Source organism: Pseudoalteromonas shioyasakiensis (genome assembly GCF_001550135.1).
Classification (GTDB): Bacteria; Pseudomonadota; Gammaproteobacteria; order Enterobacterales; family Alteromonadaceae; genus Pseudoalteromonas; species Pseudoalteromonas shioyasakiensis.
The window spans coordinates 21,004-40,452 of the sequence record NZ_LRUE01000008.1; the positions used below are offsets into that span (position 1 = coordinate 21,004).

16 protein-coding genes are annotated in these 19,449 nt (G+C 41.9%); 8 read left to right on the plus strand and 8 right to left on the minus strand.

Going from position 1 to position 19,449, the window contains the following annotated elements; translation table 11 throughout:
- Positions 1-22 precede the first annotated feature (22 nt).
- Positions 23-637, plus strand: coding sequence for a trimeric intracellular cation channel family protein (locus PASHI_RS04115; RefSeq protein WP_054563935.1), 615 nt, complete (start codon positions 23-25; stop codon positions 635-637).
- Positions 638-675: 38 nt separating this feature from the next.
- A complete protein-coding gene (locus PASHI_RS04120; protein WP_062564683.1) occupies positions 676-2,187 on the plus strand; it encodes a YifB family Mg chelatase-like AAA ATPase in 1,512 nt (503 codons plus the stop codon).
- Between the two features lie 8 nt (positions 2,188-2,195).
- On the opposite strand, the gene PASHI_RS04125 is transcribed toward PASHI_RS04120, so the two are convergent.
- Together PASHI_RS04125 and PASHI_RS04130 are read right to left on the minus strand one after the other, a co-directional pair.
- Positions 2,196-2,900 (minus strand): response regulator transcription factor, encoded by a 705-nt coding sequence (locus PASHI_RS04125; RefSeq protein ID WP_062564684.1) that lies wholly within the window; start codon positions 2,898-2,900, stop codon positions 2,196-2,198.
- A gap of 165 nt (positions 2,901-3,065) precedes the next feature.
- Positions 3,066-5,561: an alpha/beta hydrolase family protein gene (locus PASHI_RS04130; RefSeq protein ID WP_062564685.1), complete on the minus strand. Its 2,496-nt coding sequence runs from the start codon at positions 5,559-5,561 to the stop codon at positions 3,066-3,068.
- A 144-nt stretch (positions 5,562-5,705) separates the two neighbouring features.
- Here PASHI_RS04130 and PASHI_RS04135 point away from each other — a divergent pair, with 144 nt between their 5' ends.
- Complete coding sequence (locus PASHI_RS04135) at positions 5,706-6,770, plus strand: hemolysin family protein (protein ID WP_054563948.1); 1,065 nt, start codon at positions 5,706-5,708, stop codon at positions 6,768-6,770.
- On the opposite strand, the gene PASHI_RS04140 is transcribed toward PASHI_RS04135, so the two are convergent.
- Positions 6,767-7,987 carry an EAL domain-containing response regulator gene (locus PASHI_RS04140; protein ID WP_062564686.1) on the minus strand — a complete coding sequence of 407 codons (1,221 nt, stop codon included), beginning with the start codon at positions 7,985-7,987 and terminating at the stop codon, positions 6,767-6,769. The two genes, PASHI_RS04135 and PASHI_RS04140, sit on opposite strands and share 4 nt — an antisense overlap.
- 175 nt (positions 7,988-8,162) lie before the next feature.
- Here PASHI_RS04140 and PASHI_RS04145 point away from each other — a divergent pair, with 175 nt between their 5' ends.
- The gene (locus PASHI_RS04145; RefSeq protein WP_062564687.1) at positions 8,163-9,179 is read left to right on the plus strand and encodes a metalloprotease; all 1,017 of its coding nucleotides are present in this window, start codon (positions 8,163-8,165) and stop codon (positions 9,177-9,179) included.
- A 662-nt stretch (positions 9,180-9,841) separates the two neighbouring features.
- Here PASHI_RS04145 and PASHI_RS04155 read toward each other — a convergent pair.
- Entirely contained in the window at positions 9,842-11,155 is a 1,314-nt protein-coding gene (locus tag PASHI_RS04155) for a short-chain fatty acid transporter (RefSeq protein WP_062564689.1), read from the minus strand.
- A gap of 115 nt (positions 11,156-11,270) precedes the next feature.
- A complete protein-coding gene (locus tag PASHI_RS04160; protein WP_062564690.1) occupies positions 11,271-12,224 on the minus strand; it encodes a chemotaxis protein CheV in 954 nt (317 codons plus the stop codon).
- 145 nt (positions 12,225-12,369) lie between these two features.
- Between PASHI_RS04160 and PASHI_RS04165 the strand changes: the two genes are divergently transcribed.
- Entirely contained in the window at positions 12,370-13,434 is a 1,065-nt protein-coding gene (locus tag PASHI_RS04165; protein WP_054563927.1) for a potassium channel family protein, read from the plus strand.
- A 43-nt stretch (positions 13,435-13,477) separates the two neighbouring features.
- Positions 13,478-13,690: a hypothetical protein gene (locus PASHI_RS22050; RefSeq protein WP_054563926.1), complete on the plus strand. Its 213-nt coding sequence runs from the start codon at positions 13,478-13,480 to the stop codon at positions 13,688-13,690.
- A 26-nt stretch (positions 13,691-13,716) separates the two neighbouring features.
- Here PASHI_RS22050 and PASHI_RS04175 read toward each other — a convergent pair whose 3' ends face one another.
- Positions 13,717-14,748, minus strand: coding sequence for a hypothetical protein (locus PASHI_RS04175; RefSeq protein WP_055199361.1), 1,032 nt, complete (start codon positions 14,746-14,748; stop codon positions 13,717-13,719).
- A gap of 85 nt (positions 14,749-14,833) precedes the next feature.
- Positions 14,834-15,295 carry an EVE domain-containing protein gene (locus PASHI_RS04180; RefSeq protein WP_062564691.1) on the minus strand — a complete coding sequence of 154 codons (462 nt, stop codon included), beginning with the start codon at positions 15,293-15,295 and terminating at the stop codon, positions 14,834-14,836.
- Positions 15,296-15,374: 79 nt separating this feature from the next.
- On the opposite strand from PASHI_RS04180, the gene tesB reads away from it, so the two are divergent.
- Positions 15,375-16,232, plus strand: coding sequence for an acyl-CoA thioesterase II (gene tesB, locus PASHI_RS04185; protein WP_054552365.1), 858 nt, complete (start codon positions 15,375-15,377; stop codon positions 16,230-16,232).
- Here tesB and plsB read toward each other — a convergent pair.
- Entirely contained in the window at positions 16,229-18,679 is a 2,451-nt protein-coding gene (gene plsB, locus PASHI_RS04190) for a glycerol-3-phosphate 1-O-acyltransferase PlsB (RefSeq protein WP_062564692.1), read from the minus strand. The two genes, tesB and plsB, sit on opposite strands and share 4 nt — an antisense overlap.
- 431 nt (positions 18,680-19,110) lie before the next feature.
- Here plsB and rpsJ point away from each other — a divergent pair, with 431 nt between their 5' ends.
- The gene (gene rpsJ / locus PASHI_RS04195) at positions 19,111-19,422 is read left to right on the plus strand and encodes a 30S ribosomal protein S10 (RefSeq protein WP_002957900.1); all 312 of its coding nucleotides are present in this window, start codon (positions 19,111-19,113) and stop codon (positions 19,420-19,422) included.
- Positions 19,423-19,449 lie beyond the last annotated feature (27 nt).

Consider the following 19,449-nt stretch of genomic DNA (forward strand, 5'->3'; position numbering starts at 1 on the left):
ACATTACTTTTTAGTTACAAACATGACTGAACTTTACCATTGGTTTGATTTATTCGGCGTAGCCGTGTTTGCAGTTTCTGGGACGCTACTGGCGTACAACAAGAAAATGGATGGCTTTGGGGTTGTTGTGTTAGCCACAGTCACTGCTATTGGCGGTGGGACTGTACGCGACGTTATTTTAGATGTTCCTGTATTTTGGCTACATGATCAAAGCTATTTCTGGGCTATTTTATTGTCTGTATTTGTCACCACTCGATTAATCAATAAGCAGCGTTCTATTTCACTTAATGCGCTGCAAGTGGCAGATGCTTTCGGTTTGGCATTTTTTGCGGTGATGGGCACACAAAAAGCCATGCTAGCAGGTATGCCAGATACCACCGCGATTATCATGGGTGTAATAACAGCCTGTTTTGGCGGTGTTATCCGTGATGTGCTGGCTGGAAATATGCCGATGCTATTAAAGGGCGAGCTCTATGCCATTGCTTGTATCGCTGGTGGCATTGTTTATACATTAAGTATTTCGCTGGGTTTAGTGACCGAAGTAGCTATGATATTAGCCATGCTAATGACCTTATCACTGCGTTTAGCTGCAATGAAATGGCAACTGACATTACACGTTTTTAAATATCCCGACTAAACTTAATTTAAGGATGAATGATAGGGACATCATGGATCGTGTCTTTAGCTAGAATATTTTCTCGTGCACAAGTGGGTGTGCAAGCTCCTGAAGTGATTGTAGAAGTACACTTAGGAAATGGCTTGCCAGCTTTTCATATCGTTGGCTTACCTGAAGCGTCAGTCAAAGAGTCAAAAGATAGAGTGCGTAGCGCACTCGAAAACTCTCAGTTTGGTTTTCCAGATCAACGAATAACCGTCAACCTTGCGCCTGCTGATTTACCTAAAGAAGGTGGCCGTTTTGACTTGGCTATTGCTGTGGGTATTTTAGTCGCCTCTGGGCAAATAAGCTGCCCTGATATTCATCGTTATGAGTTTTACGGAGAGTTGGCTTTAAATGGTGAGGTAAGAGGGGTCAATGCTATTTTACCTTCGGTGTTAGGAGCGAAAGAGCAGGGTCGCTGTTGTTTCTTACCCGCCGAAAACGACAATCTCGCAAGTCTTGTGTCGGGCGTTTCTCGAAAAGCCGTTTACTCCTTACAAGATGTTTGGAATGACTTATTAAATCAGCAACCCCTGCCACTTAATATTAGCTATCCTGAGCAGCAGTCGCAGCGTGACTCGCTACTCGATTTAAGTGATGTGAAAGGCCAACCTGGTGCCAAACGAGTACTCGAAATAGCAGCCGCTGGTGGCCATAATTTACTGTTTCTTGGCCCTCCAGGTACTGGCAAGTCAATGCTTGCCCAGCGTATGCCTACGATTATGCCAACCATGTCGGATGATGAAGCAATTAGCACTGCCGCGTTATATTCGATAATTGGTCAATCGGTTGATTTATCGAATTGGCGTGAGCGACCCTTCAGAAATCCACATCATACTTGCTCTGCTGTGGCTCTTGTTGGTGGCTCTTCGAATCCTAAACCGGGGGAAATTTCTCTTGCCCATAATGGCGTCTTGTTTTTAGACGAGTTGCCCGAATTTGAGAGAAAAGTGCTCGATTCACTGCGTGAACCAATGGAAACGGGCGTGGTGACTATATCGCGAGCGGCACGACAAATGGAATTTCCATCGCAATTCCAGCTGATCGCCGCATTAAACCCTAGCCCCACAGGAAGCCATACAGATAAGCGTGCAACGCCAGATCAAGTATTGCGGTATTTATCTCGAGTATCTGGACCATTTATCGATAGGATTGATTTACAAATTGAGCTGCCGAGACTCACCAGTAGCCAATTACAGAGCACGCAAGTAGAAGAAAGCAGTGAACAAGTAAGAGCCAGAGTTGAAAGAGCTTATGCAATTCAACTTAATCGGCAAGGCAAAGTGAATGCGCGCTTGAATAATAAAGAAATGAGCATTCATTGTGAGTTGGCAGCTGCTGAGCTGCAGTTTTTAGCAAAAGCCAGCGAAAAACTGGCTTTGTCACCACGCTCGTATCATCGTGTTATTAAAGTTGCACGCACAATTAGCGACTTGAAAGCACAGCCAGCAATTACCTTGAGTGAATTAAAAGAGGCGTTGAATTATCGCGCCTTTGAACGGTTAATTAGCCAATTAACGCAGTATTAGTAAGCTTGCTAAATAGAGAGCATGTAGCCTTTGCCGCGAACGGTAACGATACGTTTTTGGTCTTTTTCATCGCTTAATTTTTTACGTAAGCGGCCAATGAGCACATCAACGGTTCGATCGCTTGGGCTCCAATCTGGTTGACCTATTTCTTCGGAAATTTTTTCACGCGATGTCGCTTTACCCGCATTTGCAATAAGGCAAATAAGTACCTTGTGCTCTGCTTCGGTAAGACGAGACTCTTCACCATTAGGGGTCACTAATGTGCGGTTATCTGGGTGCAGTTTAAAGTCGGCATATTCAATAAACTCTTCACTCTCATCATCTTGCTGAGAGCCTTTTATGCGCTTAAAAAGAGCGCGCATTCTTAGTTCAAGTTCAAGTAAGTCAACCGGCTTGCAAATATAGTCATCGGCACCTTGTGCAAGACCAGCAATACGGTCAGCTTGCGAGTCACGACTAGACAGCACAATAACGCCAATATCAGTCAGTGCATTAAGTTCTTTGGCAAGCAAAAGTCCATCGCGTTTTGGTAACACAATGTCGATAACGGCTAGAGAAACTGCTTCTTTAGTTGAAGCACGCGATTGCACAATGCTTAATGCATCGGCCCCCGTTGAATCTACCTCAATATTAAACTCAGTTTCTTTGAAATGATTAAGAATGCGTTTAACGAGTAGTTCGTCGTCTTCAACCAATAAAACTTGAATAGTCATTCGCTTTAATTTCACACTTGATTTGTTGTTATGTTAGCACTGTATGGCAAAGGCTGAGAAGTGTATTGGCGAGGTTTGTAACTATTTCTTACAATTTAATGGCTTAGCTATAGTTGAAAAGGGTGAAAGCTGAGCACTCACACAGTACTCAGCCAAGTGATTAAACTACTTTTCAGGATAAAGGTATTGCCACCATTGTGGCTGATCTTTTAAGTTTTTATCGAAATAAGCCAACATGGTATTCCACCAGTCGAAGCGTTTATCACGAGCAAAAATTTGGTGATCTGCACCTTTGTACTCAATCAGGTCAACATCTTTACCTAATAACTTTAATGCCGTGTACATATTGTGGCTTTCACCAACCGGTACGTTGGTATCCGAATCACCATGAAGGAGTAATAACGGCGTTGTTACTTTGTCAGCATGAAACACCGGGCTGTGTTGGCTATAAAGTGTAGGATTGTTCCACGGGTAGCTATTTTTAGATGCCTCAGCTGAGTATAAGTAACCCCACCAACCTTGGCCCCAGTACGAGGTGATATTTGAAATCCCTGCATGGGCAATCGATGCACTGAACATATCTGTTTTAGTTGCGAGTAGCATGGTCATAAAGCCACCGTAAGAGGCCCCTAAATTACCTACACGCTTACTATCTACAAAGCTATATTTATCTAAAAAGGCTTTTGTGCCGTCGATGATGTCGTTGGCGGTGTATTCACCCCATGCGTTGACGTGTTTAGCCGAAAATTCTTGGCCAAAGCCGGTTGCGCCAGTAGGTTGTACAACGTAAACAACATAGCCATGCTCAGCCCATAGGTTAAATGGGTAGCGACCGGTAAAACCACGAGTTACTGGCGATGTACCGCCATAATAATAAACCAGCGCAGGATATTGCTTATTGCTATCTAAATCATGCGGTAAATAAACGCGACCCTTAATTTCAATGCCATCTTTATTAGTAAAGTTAAACTCTTCCAATGAGGCTACTTGCGTATTTTCATAGCCAATTGGCTTAGAGTCCCACATTACTTTAGCGCGGCTCTTACCTAAGCTTAGTTGTTTTAACTGCTGAGGTGTTGACGCTGTGGTGCCGGTAACCAAAATGCGCGGGGTGCGTTCGTGTGAATAGCTAACTTGCTCAACAACATCAAAGCCCGTATTCACTTTATTAAAACGCTTTTTGCTTAAGTCGAATTGATAAAGTTGTACAGTATCTTGCTCGGTAACTTTAATCAGTGCATCACCGTTTTTAAGCACGTTTAACTGGCCGATAGCCGGGTTAAACTCTTTACTTAAAGGGGTTACTTTTTTACCGTCACGGCTGAGTAAATAAAGTTGACCATCATAGTTATTAGCAAGCATCCCCTCAGGAAGGTTACGACCTAAGCCATTATTAAAATCTGGTCCGGCAGTGACATAAATTCCGTCGTCAGTATATTTAGCCTGATTAAATGTATTGTATTGACCAAGTACCGTAAGAGCCGATGTAGCTAGGTTTAGCTCAACAAGTTCTGTTGCTGGCTGTGGTGATAGCTGCATTGCTTGTGCTGAGCGGCTCATTAAGACGCGACCGCTTTTAGCGTCAAAATCTTCAAGTGAATGGCTAAGTGGGCCTTGGCTTAAGATTTTGCTAAGACCTGTTGGTATATCGAGTAAATATACTTGCGATGTAGTGCGAGCATAAGACCAACGGTCTTGCAGGCCTTGGTAATGCTTAGTGAGCTTGCCATTGTCTGTTGGAGACTTTGACCAACTAAAAATTAAGCTGTTGTTATCAAAAAACTGAAAGCTATTCGCACCAGAGAGGTTTTTAGCAATGACGCTAAGTTGCATGGTTTTTAGGTTTAAACGCTTAAGCTCGCCATTTAATAAATACACTAAACTTTTGCTATCTGGGCTCCAAGTAATGTTACTTGGTTGGGCTGACTCAAAGCGATAAAGTGTATTGTTTTTTGCGTCTTTAAGTTCAGTAACATATTGCGCTTGATTAGCGGTTGCATCTTCGTAATGACGTTGGCTAGTAATGAAGTAATCACCATTTGGTGCCATTGAAATATAACTGACTGTTGGCGCATCAAATAATTGCTTAGCAGACAAACCGTGTTGTTGTTTAGCGCTAAATTGCACAGTATCTAGTTCTGACTTAGCCGTAAAATCAAGTTCAACCTCATTCCAGTTGGCTACTTGCTCAGTGATGATAACAAACTGATGATCGCCTTGGCTTAAAGCTAGCTCATAGCTTTTATTTTTTTCTGTTTGCTTTTCACCATCAATAAATAGCTGTGCGTTCTCAATGCCTTTAAGTGTTAATGAGCCTTGGCTAAAACGTTCAGTTGAGGCGGTAAATTTGAGTGCCTGTAAACCACCAAGTGTTAGCGCACTCACTTTGTCGAATGATTGCCAGTCAAGCTCATTACCAAAAACGCGTATGCTATCGGTGCTTTTTTGCAAGCTAGGTAATAGGTTAGCAATAATGGCATCGCGATGATCCGTTTGATATGGCTTAAGTTGCATATCTGCGCCAAGAGGGCCAATAAATTGCACCGCTGATTTATCAATGGCAGCGGCCATCGCTGTATTACTTAACGCACATAACGCTAAGGCACTGAATGTTGTTTTTAGCTTGGCTGATTGGCTTAGCCAAGTAGTTGAAAGTGTCATAGTTTCGCCTGTTGAAGGTAATTTAAACCAATATAGCACGCTGCAAATTACCCAAAAAGTGCTCTGCGTTAGATTGCAGTCGGGTTTGAGCTTGTGGTTTTCAATTGCTATGGTGAGCAGGTTAACTTTTTAAGAGGGCTTACAGTGACATTGTTACTTGTTTATATGTTTGTTGCCATTGCGGTTTCGTTTTTGTGCTCAGTGATGGAGGCAGTACTGTTAAGTATTACACCAAGTTATGTTGCCATGCTCAGAAAACAGCAACCACAATTGGCAAAACGTGTTGGTAAGCTTAAAGACAATATAGACCAACCGTTGGCGGCAATACTTACGTTAAATACCATAGCGCACACTGCTGGTGCCGCTGGCGTTGGCGCACAAGCTGCGGTGGTGTTTTCAGATGCTGCGGTTGGCGTTGCCTCTGCAATTATGACGTTATTGGTACTGGTGCTTTCTGAAATTATTCCTAAAACATTAGGAGCTAATTATTGGCGAGGGTTAACACCCATTGTTAGTGTGAGCCTAATTTGGTTGGTGTTTATTCTAAAACCCTTTGTGTGGTTTGCAGACATTTTAACGCGCTTTTTAGGGCGTAATTATGATGAAGCCTACTATATTCGCCAAGAAATTGAAGCCATGGCTGATATTGGTACTGAGTCTGGAGCGCTTGGGCAAGATGAATCTGAAATCATTCGTAGCCTGCTGCACTTTCGTCATGCCAAACTCGATACCTTAATGACACCACGTACGGTGCTTTTTAAAGTACATAAAGACTTAACCGTAAACCAATACTTGGCGGAGCATGGTTCTTCATCGTTCTCTCGAGTATTGGTTTATGACAAAAATGGTGATGATATTATTGGTTTTGTGCATAAAAATGACATTATGCTGGCTTATCATCGCCTGGGTGAAGACTATAAAATTAGCAAGCTTGTTAAGCCTATTTACACCGTACCAGAAACCTTGCATGTGCCGACCTTACTCGAAACCTTACTATCTGAGCGCACGCATATTTGTTTGGTCGTGGATGAATACGGTGATGTACAAGGTATTGTCACCCTTGAAGACTTAATTGAAGCATTAATGGGGCTCGAGATTGTAGATGAACATGATCAATCAGCCAATATGCAAAAAGTCGCCAAACAGCGTTGGCGACAACGTTTAGCATCGAGTAATACCATCGTCAGTGACGATAAGCGTAAACCTTAGCGGCGATGTCCTGCTGCAGTTTTTACCATTTGCCGCCATGAAAGTGACCAATTTAAAAAGTCTTCTTTAGCTTTCGGGCGGCACAGCAAAAAGCCCTGCATTAAAATAAACTCTTTGTAGCGGTCGAGGTATTCAAGCTCTTCAACTCGCTCAATCCCTTCGGCCACAATAGCGAGATCTTCTTGTATCGCTATATTCACCAAGCTACTAACAATCACCTGGGAAAACTGATCGGTTTCAATATTACTGATCAGGGTGCGATCGATCTTAATTTCGGTAAACGGCAGCGTTTTTAGCTGCTGAACATTGGTAAAGCCAGTCCCAAAGTCATCAAGTGAAATACCAAAACCGCGCATTCGTAAACGGTTGAGTGTTTCGAGTTGTGCAGTGCTGCGAAGAGCATACTGTTCGGTAATTTCTAAAATCACTTCACTGGGTGTTAGATTGTTAAGGTGCAGTATTAAAGCCAGTTTATCTGGGCAGCTTAAGTCCTCGAGTTGCGAAGGGGATAAGTTAAACGCCAGTTTTAAGTTGGGATCAAACTGCTCTTTGATTTCTGCAAAATCGTTAGTGGCTTTTTCAAATAATTGAAAAGTAATAAGGTTTATTAAATCTAGGTCTTCAGCGATACAAATGAAGCGCTCCGGTAAGATAATTTCCTCTTCTTGGCTTGTGTTGATACGGGCAAGCACCTCAATACTTTCAACCCGATTATCGTGGCGATTTATCTTAGGTTGATAAAACGGAATAATTTCATTATGACTGATGGCATGTAGTAACAGCGACTCAGAAATAGGGGTTTTTGTACGCTCAACATGAATAGCAAAGTGCTCAAGCTTTTGCAGTAGTAAATACACTTGATTAAGTTGCACGGGTTTAGTGACGTTACCAATTAAGTGAGCGTTATGCTTACGAGCAAGGTCTGCGGCAAGGTCTATAACTTTAGGATCCATCTCAGAAATAATGGCAATTGCACCTTGGTACTTCATGGCACCTAAGTGGCGAATAAGCTCCATACCATCCATATCTGGCATATTGAGGTCGGTAAAAATAGCATCAAAGAATCGAGGTGCTTTTTTAATTTTTTCTAAAGCTTCTTCTGCACTTAGGCAGGTTGTGATGTGCGGAACCTCAAGCTCATTCAAAATGGCATGCATAACAATCAGGATGGCTTTTGAGTCATCCACTACGAGAATGTGTCTATTTGACTTCACCATATTCACTCCATGAACAAGAACGCTATAGTTAAAAGTAGTAGGTAAACGGTGTTTCGTCATGTTTTTTGCTTGTTTTGTGGTGCGAAAAATATACCTCCTTGTACCTAAAGGAAATTCGTAATTTTGTAAGGCCTCAGTATAATAGCCGCACTTTTTATTCGTATTTATAAGAACTATGGTCAGACTTCAGCTGAGCCTCGCAGACGAAACCTTTATTTTGCATTTAAACGGCTCACAGTTAATTCAGCTTTTTCATCAACAACAAGCAATCGCCTTCGATAACCCAGAGTCAGATCTTTATGAGTTTGATTTTCAGGGGCAGCGTATTGGTCTTGATACTAGTAAAGTGCACGAAAAAAGCTTAGCAATCTTTGTTAACCAGCAGCAGGTGAGCCAACTTGCTTTACCTGAGTTACAAGAAGCTGAACCAAAACGCGGCATTATTGGTTTGCTGGCACTGGGCTTTAAATTATTCAAAAGTGCAAAAGTCGTGAAAGCGGCTTTAGCGGGGGCTTCGGTGGCAGGCTATGCGTGGTTATTTTCCATTGAATTTGCCTTGATGCTAATTGCTTGCTTGGTGGTGCATGAATATGGTCATGTGCGTGCTATGAAATATTTTGGCATTAAAACTAAAGGTATTTACCTTATTCCCTTTGTCGGTGGTTTGGCTGTTTCTGATGATAAGATTACCACCAGATGGCAAGATGTGGTGATCTCACTCATGGGGCCCGCTTTTGGCTTAATTACCTCTGTGCTGGGAGTAGTGCTTTACTACGCCACTGAAATGGAAATATTCGCCGGGGTGGCGGTACTCAGTGCACTGTTAAACCTATTTAACTTGTTACCTATTCTGCCCCTAGATGGCGGCCATGTACTTAAAAGCATTAGTTTTTCGATGCGTTCATGGATAGGCCTTAGTGTGTGTTTATTAGGTGTGTTATTTGGCTTGTGGTTAAGTTACACCTTTGGCTTGATGCTACTGGTGTTTTTCTTATTTGTAGGGGCTCTTGAGATTATCTTTGAATGGCGCGGACGTCACTACTCACACCTCATCCCTCTCGATACTTATGGACAAGGTTTTTCAGCGGTAATGTACGCACTGGTTGTTGCAGGGCACGTTGCGGTGATGATGCACTTTGCTGACTCACAAAGCCCAATCCTAAGTTTGCCAATGAAGATATTAGCAAGTTAATTAACATTTAAGTACTAAGTTATATTCAGCTTAGTGCTTAAATTCACGTTAGTGCATATAAATCCTTATTTAAATGACTAAGCATTAAATTTAAATAAGGATACTATTTGAGAAAGTTCCGATTTATAGAAACTAGAATATTTAGCTAATCTTAAACCCAAGAGGAACATTAAAAGGACTTTGCCATGAGCTTGTTCAGAAGGGAGGCGACTGTGCAACAAAGTGAGCAGTTAGTATGTGTAATCACTTTAGCACAGACATTATCTATTAAATTAAATGGAGATTGTTTTGTTCATGAAGCAGTTTTTATTTAGTTTCTTTATCACTTACATCATAACCAGAGTTGCTTTTTTTAGTTTTGATTTTTCTATTTCAAAAAGTAGCAGCTTGGTAGATTATTTTATCGATATATCTGCGTTTATTTTAGTGTACCTTGTTGTTTCTAAGATCGTTTGTTTTGTATTAAAAAGAGATAAAAGAAGCGAGAGCAGTGATTCTAACTTTAAGTGATAGACTGTAGTTTTGGTAGAATGAAGCACTGATTCAGCGGTGATTTAAGACCGAATGAGAGTTTTGGTTACCTTTGGTTAACAAACCGTTTTGAAGAGGGGCTCTCGCTATGAGCTTTTGCCCCTCTCTAATAGGTGATGTTTATAAAGCTTTTAAGGGTAAAAACTCAGCATTAACGATATAAACACGCCGGTGATGATCAGCTGCACAAGGCAAAAGCCCATGATGTCTTTTGCTTTTAAGCCGGCAATAGCAAGTACGGGGAGTGCCCAGAACGGCTGAATAAGGTTAGTCCAAGCATCGCCCCATGCGACAGCCATAGCAACCCGTGGCATATCCGCGCCAAGTGTTTGTGCGGCTGGAATAACAATCGGCGCTTGCACTGCCCATTGGCCGCCGCCTGATGGCACAAATATATTCACAAACCCTGCACTTAAAAAACTCCAAAAAGGCAGTGTTTCGGCTGTTGCAATGGCAATAAATCCTTCAGAAATTTGTTGAGCAAGTCCCGTTTTTACCATAATCGCCATGATCCCCGCATAAAATGGAAATTGAATCACAATGCCAGCGCCACTAGGGATTGCTTGCTGTAAGCTGCTAAGTAAATTATGCGGTGTTTGATGCAGTAAAATTGCGCTAAATAAGAATATTGCGATCACGCTATTTAAGTTTAAGCCGCCTCCGTTAAGCACAAAATAATAGAATAAATAGGCAAGACCAAAGGCACCTACCCCCATACCAAGCAAACGACTATGCTCTATTACTTCGGCAGGGCGGGTAGGCATATCTGCTTGCTGCGATTCATCTTCAAGCTTTGCAGGGTCAACATAAACACTGTCTTTTTCGCTCGGCAACATATAGCGATTTACCAGCGGCATGATAATAAATAAGCCCACAACAATAGCGATATTAAATGCCGAAAAAATTGTGTTTTCGGTGCCTATTACCCCAATACTTTGCTCTGCAAAGTGGCCATCGGTTGCGATTGTTAGCGGCACTGAACCGGCTAAGCCGCCATGCCAAACAATAAAACCTGAATAGGCACTGGCCACTAACAAACGGTAATCAACGCGGGTATGTTTCGCAATTACTTTGGCGAATAAAGCGCCAATCACTAAACCAAAGCCCCAATTTAGCCAGCTTGCCAATAAAGACACGAGCGTAACGAGTATAATCGCTTTGGCAGGGCTGTTGGCAAGAGTCGCGAGTTTGTTGAGTATACTGCGCATCACTGGGGTACTCGCTAGCATGTAGCCCGTTAGCAACACTAGCAGCATTTGCATGGCAAATTGTAATAGGTTCCAAAATCCACCACCCCAAGCCGCGAGCACTTGCGTGGGCGTTGACGGCGTAAAGAGGCTCGCAACGATAAAGCTCAGCAAGGTGAGTAATATAACAAATACAAACGGGTCGGGTAGATAACGCTCTACTAGTTTAGTGAATGGTTTAGCAACGCGATTTAGCATAGTTTTTATTGTTGTCGTCGAATCGATAATGCCAATAAATCATGAATAACGATGGTTGGCAAATTGCGACGTCGTTGCTTTAGCTTATGCCTTTAAAAACTGATGCTAAATGCGCTTACTGTGAATCTTGCTCTAGCACGGCTTTTAAGCGGGCTTGAACTTCTTCTACTAATAGTATTGGCTGGAACTTTGATAAGAACGCATTACAGCCAACCTTCTCAACTAAAGCTTGGTTAAAGCTACCACTCAAAGAGGTATTAAGCACAATATGTAGGTTCTTCATGCGGCTGTCGTTACGAATTTCGTGTGTTAAACGGTAACCATCCATTGCTGGCATTTCAGCATCGGTGATCACCATGAGTAATTCTTTCTCTACATCTTTACCTTGATCAGCCCAGCCTTTTAGCATTTCGAGTGCTTCAAGCCCGTTACGAGCAGGTATGATTTCAATGCCAAGTTGCGACAAGGTATCGCTTACTTGCTTACGAGCAGTTGGCGAATCATCGGCGTGAAGAATTTTGCGGCCTGCAAATTCGTTCACGATGCTTTTATCAAGAATGTCTTCAGATATTTGGACTTCGTACTCAACGATTTCTGCGAGCACTTTTTCTACGTCGATAATTTCAACCAGCTGCTCTTGGCCATCGCGTTTTACTTTCGTTAAGGCTGTTAGGTAATGATTTTTACCAATTGCAGTTGGTGGCGGCATAATATCTGACCATGTCATATTGATGATTTGATCAACTTTACCAATTAAAAAGCCTTGCACGGTACGATTGTACTCGGTGATAACGAGGTTTGTATCTTCGATGTGTTTAGCTTCAGGCATGTTTATCGCTCTGCGCAAATCAATCACCGGAATTGATTCACCACGAATATTTACAACCCCAGAAACTTTAGGGTGGGCGTGGGGAATTTTGCTAATTTGCGGTAACTTCACCACTTCTTTAACTTTAAACACATTGAGAGCGAATAAGTGGCGACTGTGTAGGTAAAATAGTAAAAGCTCTAAGCGGTTTTCACCGACCAGTTGCGTACGCTTATCGACGGAAGCAAGAACACCTGACATATTTCACCCTAAACACCTAATACAGAGATAGTATAGTCTACTATCATTTTTCATCGACATGCATTAGTAATTTTCCATCAGTTGCCAAAATGCAAGCATTACAGTACCGTATCGATAATTTCCTCCACTATAAATCGCAAGGATCATGCATCATATATTTAATCGTTTAGTGGTACTTATTCGCAGTCACATTGATCAAGTAAGTTGGCAGGCTGTGGTATTTACTACGCTTTTGCATATGCTACTTATTTGGTGGCTGCTTATGCTTGCAGGAGAGCAAGCGCTCACACCACTTAGTACTTATTTTTATTATTATGTAGTAACTACATCTACAGTTGGTTATGGCGATTTTAGCGCAAGCACCGAGCTTGGCCGTTGGATTGTCGCATTGCTGCAAATACCTTTTGGTTTAGCATTATTTGGCGTTCTGTTAGGAAAGACAGGGCAAACAGTAACTTATTTAATTAGGCGCGCTATGACGGGTGATAAAAGCTTCGCACATATAAACAATCACATTATTATCTTTGGTTGGCACGATACACGTACTAAAAAGATGGTTGACTATATATTGGCCGATCATAAACGCTTAGATCGTCGTATTTTATTGGCGGTTACTGAACAAATGGAACATCCGTTTTTAGCAAATCCTATGGTTGATTTTGCTCGTCTAAGTAGCTTTACTGACTTAGATGAGTTGAAAAGAATTGCCATTGATCGCGCCGACAAAATTATCATTGATGGCCAAGATGATGACCAAACGTTTACAACAGCCCTGCGCATTAGCAAGTTGGTCAATGAACAGTGCCACATTAGCGCGCACTTTACTGATGAAACTAAAATCGAAATGCTACATGAGCATTGCCACAATGTAGAATGTAGCAGTGCTAAGTCAGCCGAGATCTTAGTGCGCTCAATGCAAGACCCTGGTTCAAGTCGTGTGCAAGAAGAGCTGTTATCGACACTACATGGGGATACTCAATTTAGTTTACCAATTCCAAAAGGCGTGCAAGCAATGGAGTTTGGCAAGCTGTTTCATCACTTTAAATATAGTCATGATGCTATATTACTGGGTGTCGCACATAATTTGAGTGCAAAAAATATGGACTTAAACCCGCCACTTGATTATGTAGTAAGTGAGGGAGATATTTTGCATTATATAGCTGCGGAGCGTGTTTTGAGCGACGAAGTTGATTGGTCAGCGTTGGTATAGTACCAATCCGCAATAATACTTTTAATTAAGCGAATTGGTATTTATGAACGAAGTTGTGTTTTTAATTATTGTACTCAGTGCCTACATTTTACCTGTGGTCATTGTGCTCAATAGTAAACGCACTCAAGGCCACGAAAAGAATGCTTGGTTAATAGGTATCATCTTCTTTTCGTGGTTAGCTTTGGTAATGTACTTAACAATCATCCCTAAACACGGGCGGGTCAAAAAGCATCGCAAAGTAAAACCTAAGGGTTAACTGACCTAAAGCTGACAGCAGCTGTGTCACTTCAACTGTTTTAGTTTATGATCTATCACAGGATCATCGGGTGAGAGTTGCTGAGCCACTTCTAAGACCTTAATTGCATCGTTTGGGTGCTCATCTTGATGTTTGATTGCAACATCAATCAGCGGTTGCACATCAATCGCATCTTTTTGCTCTTGCATGTGCTCGGCTTTTTCTTCAGCTAAAATTGTATGCGCGGTGCTTAGTAAGGCTAAACGATGTGGCGAACTCTTGTTTGCCTTGTTTAGACGACGATAATAATCTTCTTTAAAGCGCAGCGTTTTGGTTTGCTGGCGGAATTGGGCTATATCAACTTGCTGGTGGCTAATAAAATCAACAGCAACATCTTTATAAAAGCCAAACTTATTTAAATATGTTGCATGAACACTATGGCCCATACCAAACACGCGTAAGTGGGTTAGTTGTGGGTAACGTTTAGCATGAGCTCGGTCGATGCGATTCGTTGGGTCGTAAATAATATAACCCTTTGCATGGCCTAAATCTAAATCGTGGTAGTCACCGTTCCAATCAAATTTTTGCGCGATGTCGGTACTTGAACGGTCATCCCATGGCGCTTTTTCTTTGTTTTTTGTGCTAACTGGGTGAAAGAGTAAAACCTTGTCTAGCTTTAATAGATTGGCAAAGGCGCCAACGGCAAAGCCTCCTCGACTCAATCCATAACCTAACCGCTCTTTGAACCCGCCAATCAGTGGTGCTAGCTGTTCAATAAAAAACAACAGATTACGGTGCCTAAACCAGTTGCTAATGCCTAAATGTTGAAAGGCGATGATATTCACATCTTGCTTTTTCGCGAGCTTATAAGCCCAAGGCGAAAAATCATCATTGATATCATGTTCTTGATAATTTGTTCCAGCAGGAGAGAAGGTAATTAGCAGGGGCTTATTGGCATCAATGATATGGTATTTCACATAAACATCACCGAGCAAATCACCACCAGTCATAGGAACACGGCTTTGTTGCTCATCGCGTGGGAGATTGGTCCATTCCTCTAACCAATACAATAATTTCATACATCCCCCACGTTACCTCTAAAATAAAGGGGCAAAATTATAGCAAAAATAGCAGCTAATTAAAAATGGCCGCTACTTTATATGCTTAGCCCTCGCTCATTGCGATGATCTGTTGCCAGTCATGTTCGGTGACAGGCATTACTGACAATCGGCCGCCTTTTTTAAGAGCGATTTCGGTAATTGACTCATTGGCTTTAATCGCCTGCAGGCTAACTAGCTTTTTAAGGTGTAATTGGTATTGCACATCGACTACAAACCAGCGCGGGTTATCAGCAGTTGCTTTGGCATCGTAGTAATCGCTATTTAAATCAAACTGTGTTGGGTCGGCATAAGCTTCGCGAGTCACCGTAGCGATACCTGCAACACCCACCTGTTTACAACTTGAATGATAAATCATTACCAAGTCACCTTGCTTGATACCATCGCGCAGAAAGTTGCGGGCTTGATAATTACGCACGCCATCCCACATAGAGGTTTGCTCAGGTGCGTTTTTTAGATCATCAATTGAAAATGCATCGGGTTCGGTTTTAAAAAGCCAATAAGCCATAATGAGGTGCTCTTACAAAGATTTACTTCCAATTAGTCTATAGTATCATTAAACGCTTGTCGGGATTGAGGATAAATAAATGAGCCAAGTATTAGATGACCTACTGTCATTAATGTCGTTAGAAGAGATTGAGCAAGGCTTGTATCGCGGGCAAAGCCAAGATTTAGGATTTAGAGCTGTATTCGGTGGCCAAGTAATGGGCCAAGCTCTATCTGCCGCAAAAGAAACATTACCACAAGGGCGTATTGTTCACTCTTTACACTCTTACTTTTTGCGCCCGGGTGATGCTGCAAAGCCGATTGTCTATGATGTAGAAAATATCCGTGATGGTAAAAGTTTTAGTACTCGCCGTGTAAAAGCAATTCAATATGGTAAGCCGATTTTTTACATGACTGCTTCTTTCCAAGGTGAAGAAGAGGGCTTATCACACCAAGCGCAGATGCCTGATGTACCACAGCCTGAAGAATTAAAGTCATCGCTTGAATTTTACCAAGCAAATGCAGAGCTTATTCCTGAACCAATTCGAAATAAGTTCATCCGAGAAGTACCAATTGAAATGCGTCCTGTGACCTTTCATAACCCATTCAAACCACAAGTGATGGAGCCAGTTAAGCATATTTGGTTTAAAGCTAATGGTGAGATGCCTGACGATCAGCGCATTCATAATTACTTACTTGCGTATGCATCTGACTTTGAGTTTTTACCAACTGCATTACAGCCGCACGGCGTATCGTTTATGCAGCCGAATATGCAGGTTGCAACGATTGACCATGCAATGTGGTTTCACCGCCCGTTTAGACTAGACGATTGGATTTTATATTCGATTGATAGCCCAAGTGCGAGCTCTGGTCGTGGTTTGGTGCGAGGTCAGTTCTTTGACCGTCAAGGCAATTTGGTTGCCTCAACGATCCAAGAAGGGGTTATGCGTCAGCGTTAATCTTTTACGTGCTGAGCTTGGCTTTGCACTATATCGTCAATTGACTGCCAGACCCGTGCTGGCAGCAATGCTTTAAGATATAAATACACTTCACACAGCTCATTGCTACCCGTTAAGCCTTGCTCTGTTTCGGTAATTAGCTTTTGCTCTCGCAAGCTTGAAATAAAACCAATAAGTACTTTTTTGTCGAAGAACTCAGGGGTTTTAATGCCGTGCAAGGTACCTAAGCGCTCAGCTAACACTTGGCTTTCATGTTCAAGTTCTTCACGCTCAATACCACTGCTAGTTTGAATAAAGCCAACCACGATAGCGTAGCGTTGCAGTGTTAAGCTTAGGGCGCGACCGAGCATTTCGAGTTTCGCTAAGCAATCGTTGCTGTTAGTGATCTTGATATTATCGCCATCAATTTCAATCAGGTCTTGATCAACGAAACTAGCGAGAACACGCGTAATGTAGTTTTCATCTAACTCATGCAAGAACCACTCTTTGGCAAACAGTGGGTAAAAACGTGCAATCAAGGCTTGGCAATCAGCCATGGTAGTTTGATGTGCTTTGAATAAATGCAGCGCCAATAAGCTCGGTACTGCAAATAAGTGCAACACGTTATTACGGTAGTAGTTGAATAGTGTTTTTTCTTTATCGTTAATCGCGATAATTTCGCCAAACTCATCACTGATCACATCAAACTTATTAAGTTTAAGTGCATGCTCTAGCAGCTGCTCGGCGCTTTCGTCTGGTGTGGTCACCTTTTCGCTGTAGCTTGCGCTTCGCTGTAAATGTAAATAAAACTCAAGCTGAGCAATCAGCTTAGGTTTACTTAACGCGTGTTTATCATTTACCAGTAATATCATCGCAAGTAGATTCACTGCATTGAGTGCAGCGGCGCTATTAATATTAACCATTACCTTATCAGCGAGGTTAGCGACTTGTGGTCCAAGCCATTGTGGTTTCTGAACATCAGTTGGGTGAATCGACTCTCGCCAATCAGGTTGTTGATCATTGAGATATTGGTTTATCGATATAGGGTCGCCAAAGTTTAAATAACCACGACCATAGTTTTTAAGGTTTTTAATTGCCTTAAAGATACCTAATACCGACTCACCTTTTTTATCGTTACCGGCAAGCTCTTTTAAGTAAGTATTAATTTCCATTACGTGCTCATAACCAATGTATACAGGCACAATTGAAATAGGGCGGTCTATGCCACGTAACATAGCTTGTAATGTCATGGCGAGCATACCTGTTTTTGGCGGTAACAAGCGACCAGTACGGCTACGACCACCTTCAGTGTAAAACTTTACTGAATAGCCTTTAATAAATAACTGGCTCAGGTACTCTTTAAATACTGACGAATACAGTTTATTGCCCGCGAATGAGCGGCGAATAAAGAAAGCACCACTGCGACGGAAAATCCCCCCTGCTGGGAAGAAGTTTAAGTTGATACCCGCAGCGATATGTGGCGGAACTAAGCCTAAATGGTAAATAGAATAGGTCAGCAATAAGTAATCCATGTGCGAGCGGTGACATGGCATATAGATAATCTCGTGGCCTTTATCTGTAAGCTCATGCACCTGCTCAGAAAACTTAATATCAATCCCGTTATAAAGCTTATTCCACAGCCAAGTTAAAATACGGTCTGCAACACGAATGGTGGCATCGCTATAATTGGCGGCAATCTCATCAAGTAGCTTCAGCGCATTTTGGCGAGCTTGCTCTTGGCTGATGTTTTTTTCTTTCGCTTCTATTTGAATTGCTTTTTTTATTGTTGGTGAGGCAAGAAGCGAATTAAATAGCTGCTCACGTGATGGCATTTTCGGGCCTGTCGCTGCCAATTTTTGACGACGAAAGTGCACGCGGGCTACACGTAAAAGCTTATGTGGTAGTTCATCAACCTCAGCTTTTTCATTGACCAATAACGATAAATCGAGCGGCTGACTAAAGCGAATAAAGTTATCGCGCCCAGAAAATAGCAACACAAAGAATTTACGAAACCAGCTGGGTGTTAATGAATGAGACACCAAAGTACCTAAACCTGGCTTTTCTTTGCCCGGATTACGACCCCATAAAATCGTCACCGGGATCACTTGGACGTTTTTCTCACCTGATTGCATCAGGTGGTCAATAATTTGTTTGCCTTGCTGCAGGGCATTGCTTGGTTTGCTTTTGTTACCAAATAGCGGTGGTGGGTTTTGAATACCGATAAAGCGATCAAGTTCTGCATTACCTAATAACTGCTCTTCGGTCGGGTTAGGTAAGCCGTATTTTTTACATACCCTTGCCAGTGCCGCTAAATCAGAGCGTGCATTTAGCCTAACAATATAAAAAGTAGGGTTGGCTGGGTTTAGGTTGTATTGTTCAATCGGATTTTCTGGCAGCACCTTACTTTTTACAAACAAGCGGTTCATACCGGCAGAAATGAAATTTAAACAACGATTAATGATACGCATCAACTCACCAAAGTTATTAGTAGATATTAAATAGACCGAGTCTGGTCAAAAATAAGCGGCATAGAATAACAATTATTAACTGGACTGACCATTTAAAAGCGATTTTCTAGCCTCTTTACTCGCACAAGTATAATTTAAAGACGCTAATGTTATTGATAAAGTTCGAAAGTTAAACAAAATTTAATTTAGACCTTTGAGATTTTCAAAATAGTTGTTGCATTTATCACCAATCTATCTATAATACGCAGGCTTTCAAAATTCCCTCGGGAACTTGGAAGGAAAGATTAAGCTTGGATTTCAAGCTAATAAACAGGAATTCCGATTTGGAATTCATCGTAGATATAAGAAAGCAGCCGACATCTTAGTTATTAAGATTGTTTCGGTCGTTTTTTTATGCTCTTTTTAAATGCTCTTTATATTGAGGTTTAAGAATGTCAAATCAACGCATTCGTATTCGCCTAAAAGCTTTTGACCACCGTTTGATTGACCAATCAACGGCGGAAATCGTGGAAACTGCGAAACGCACTGGCGCACAAGTACGTGGTCCAATCCCACTACCTACACGCTTTGAACGTTTTACTGTACTAACTTCACCGCACGTTAACAAAGACGCGCGTGATCAGTACGAAATCCGCACCCATAAACGTCTGATCGACATCGTAGAACCAACTGACAAGACTGTTGACGCTCTAATGCGTTTAGATCTTGCTGCTGGTGTTGATGTTCAAATCAGCCTGGGTTAATCGGAAGATTAGAGAGGTTTTAGGAAA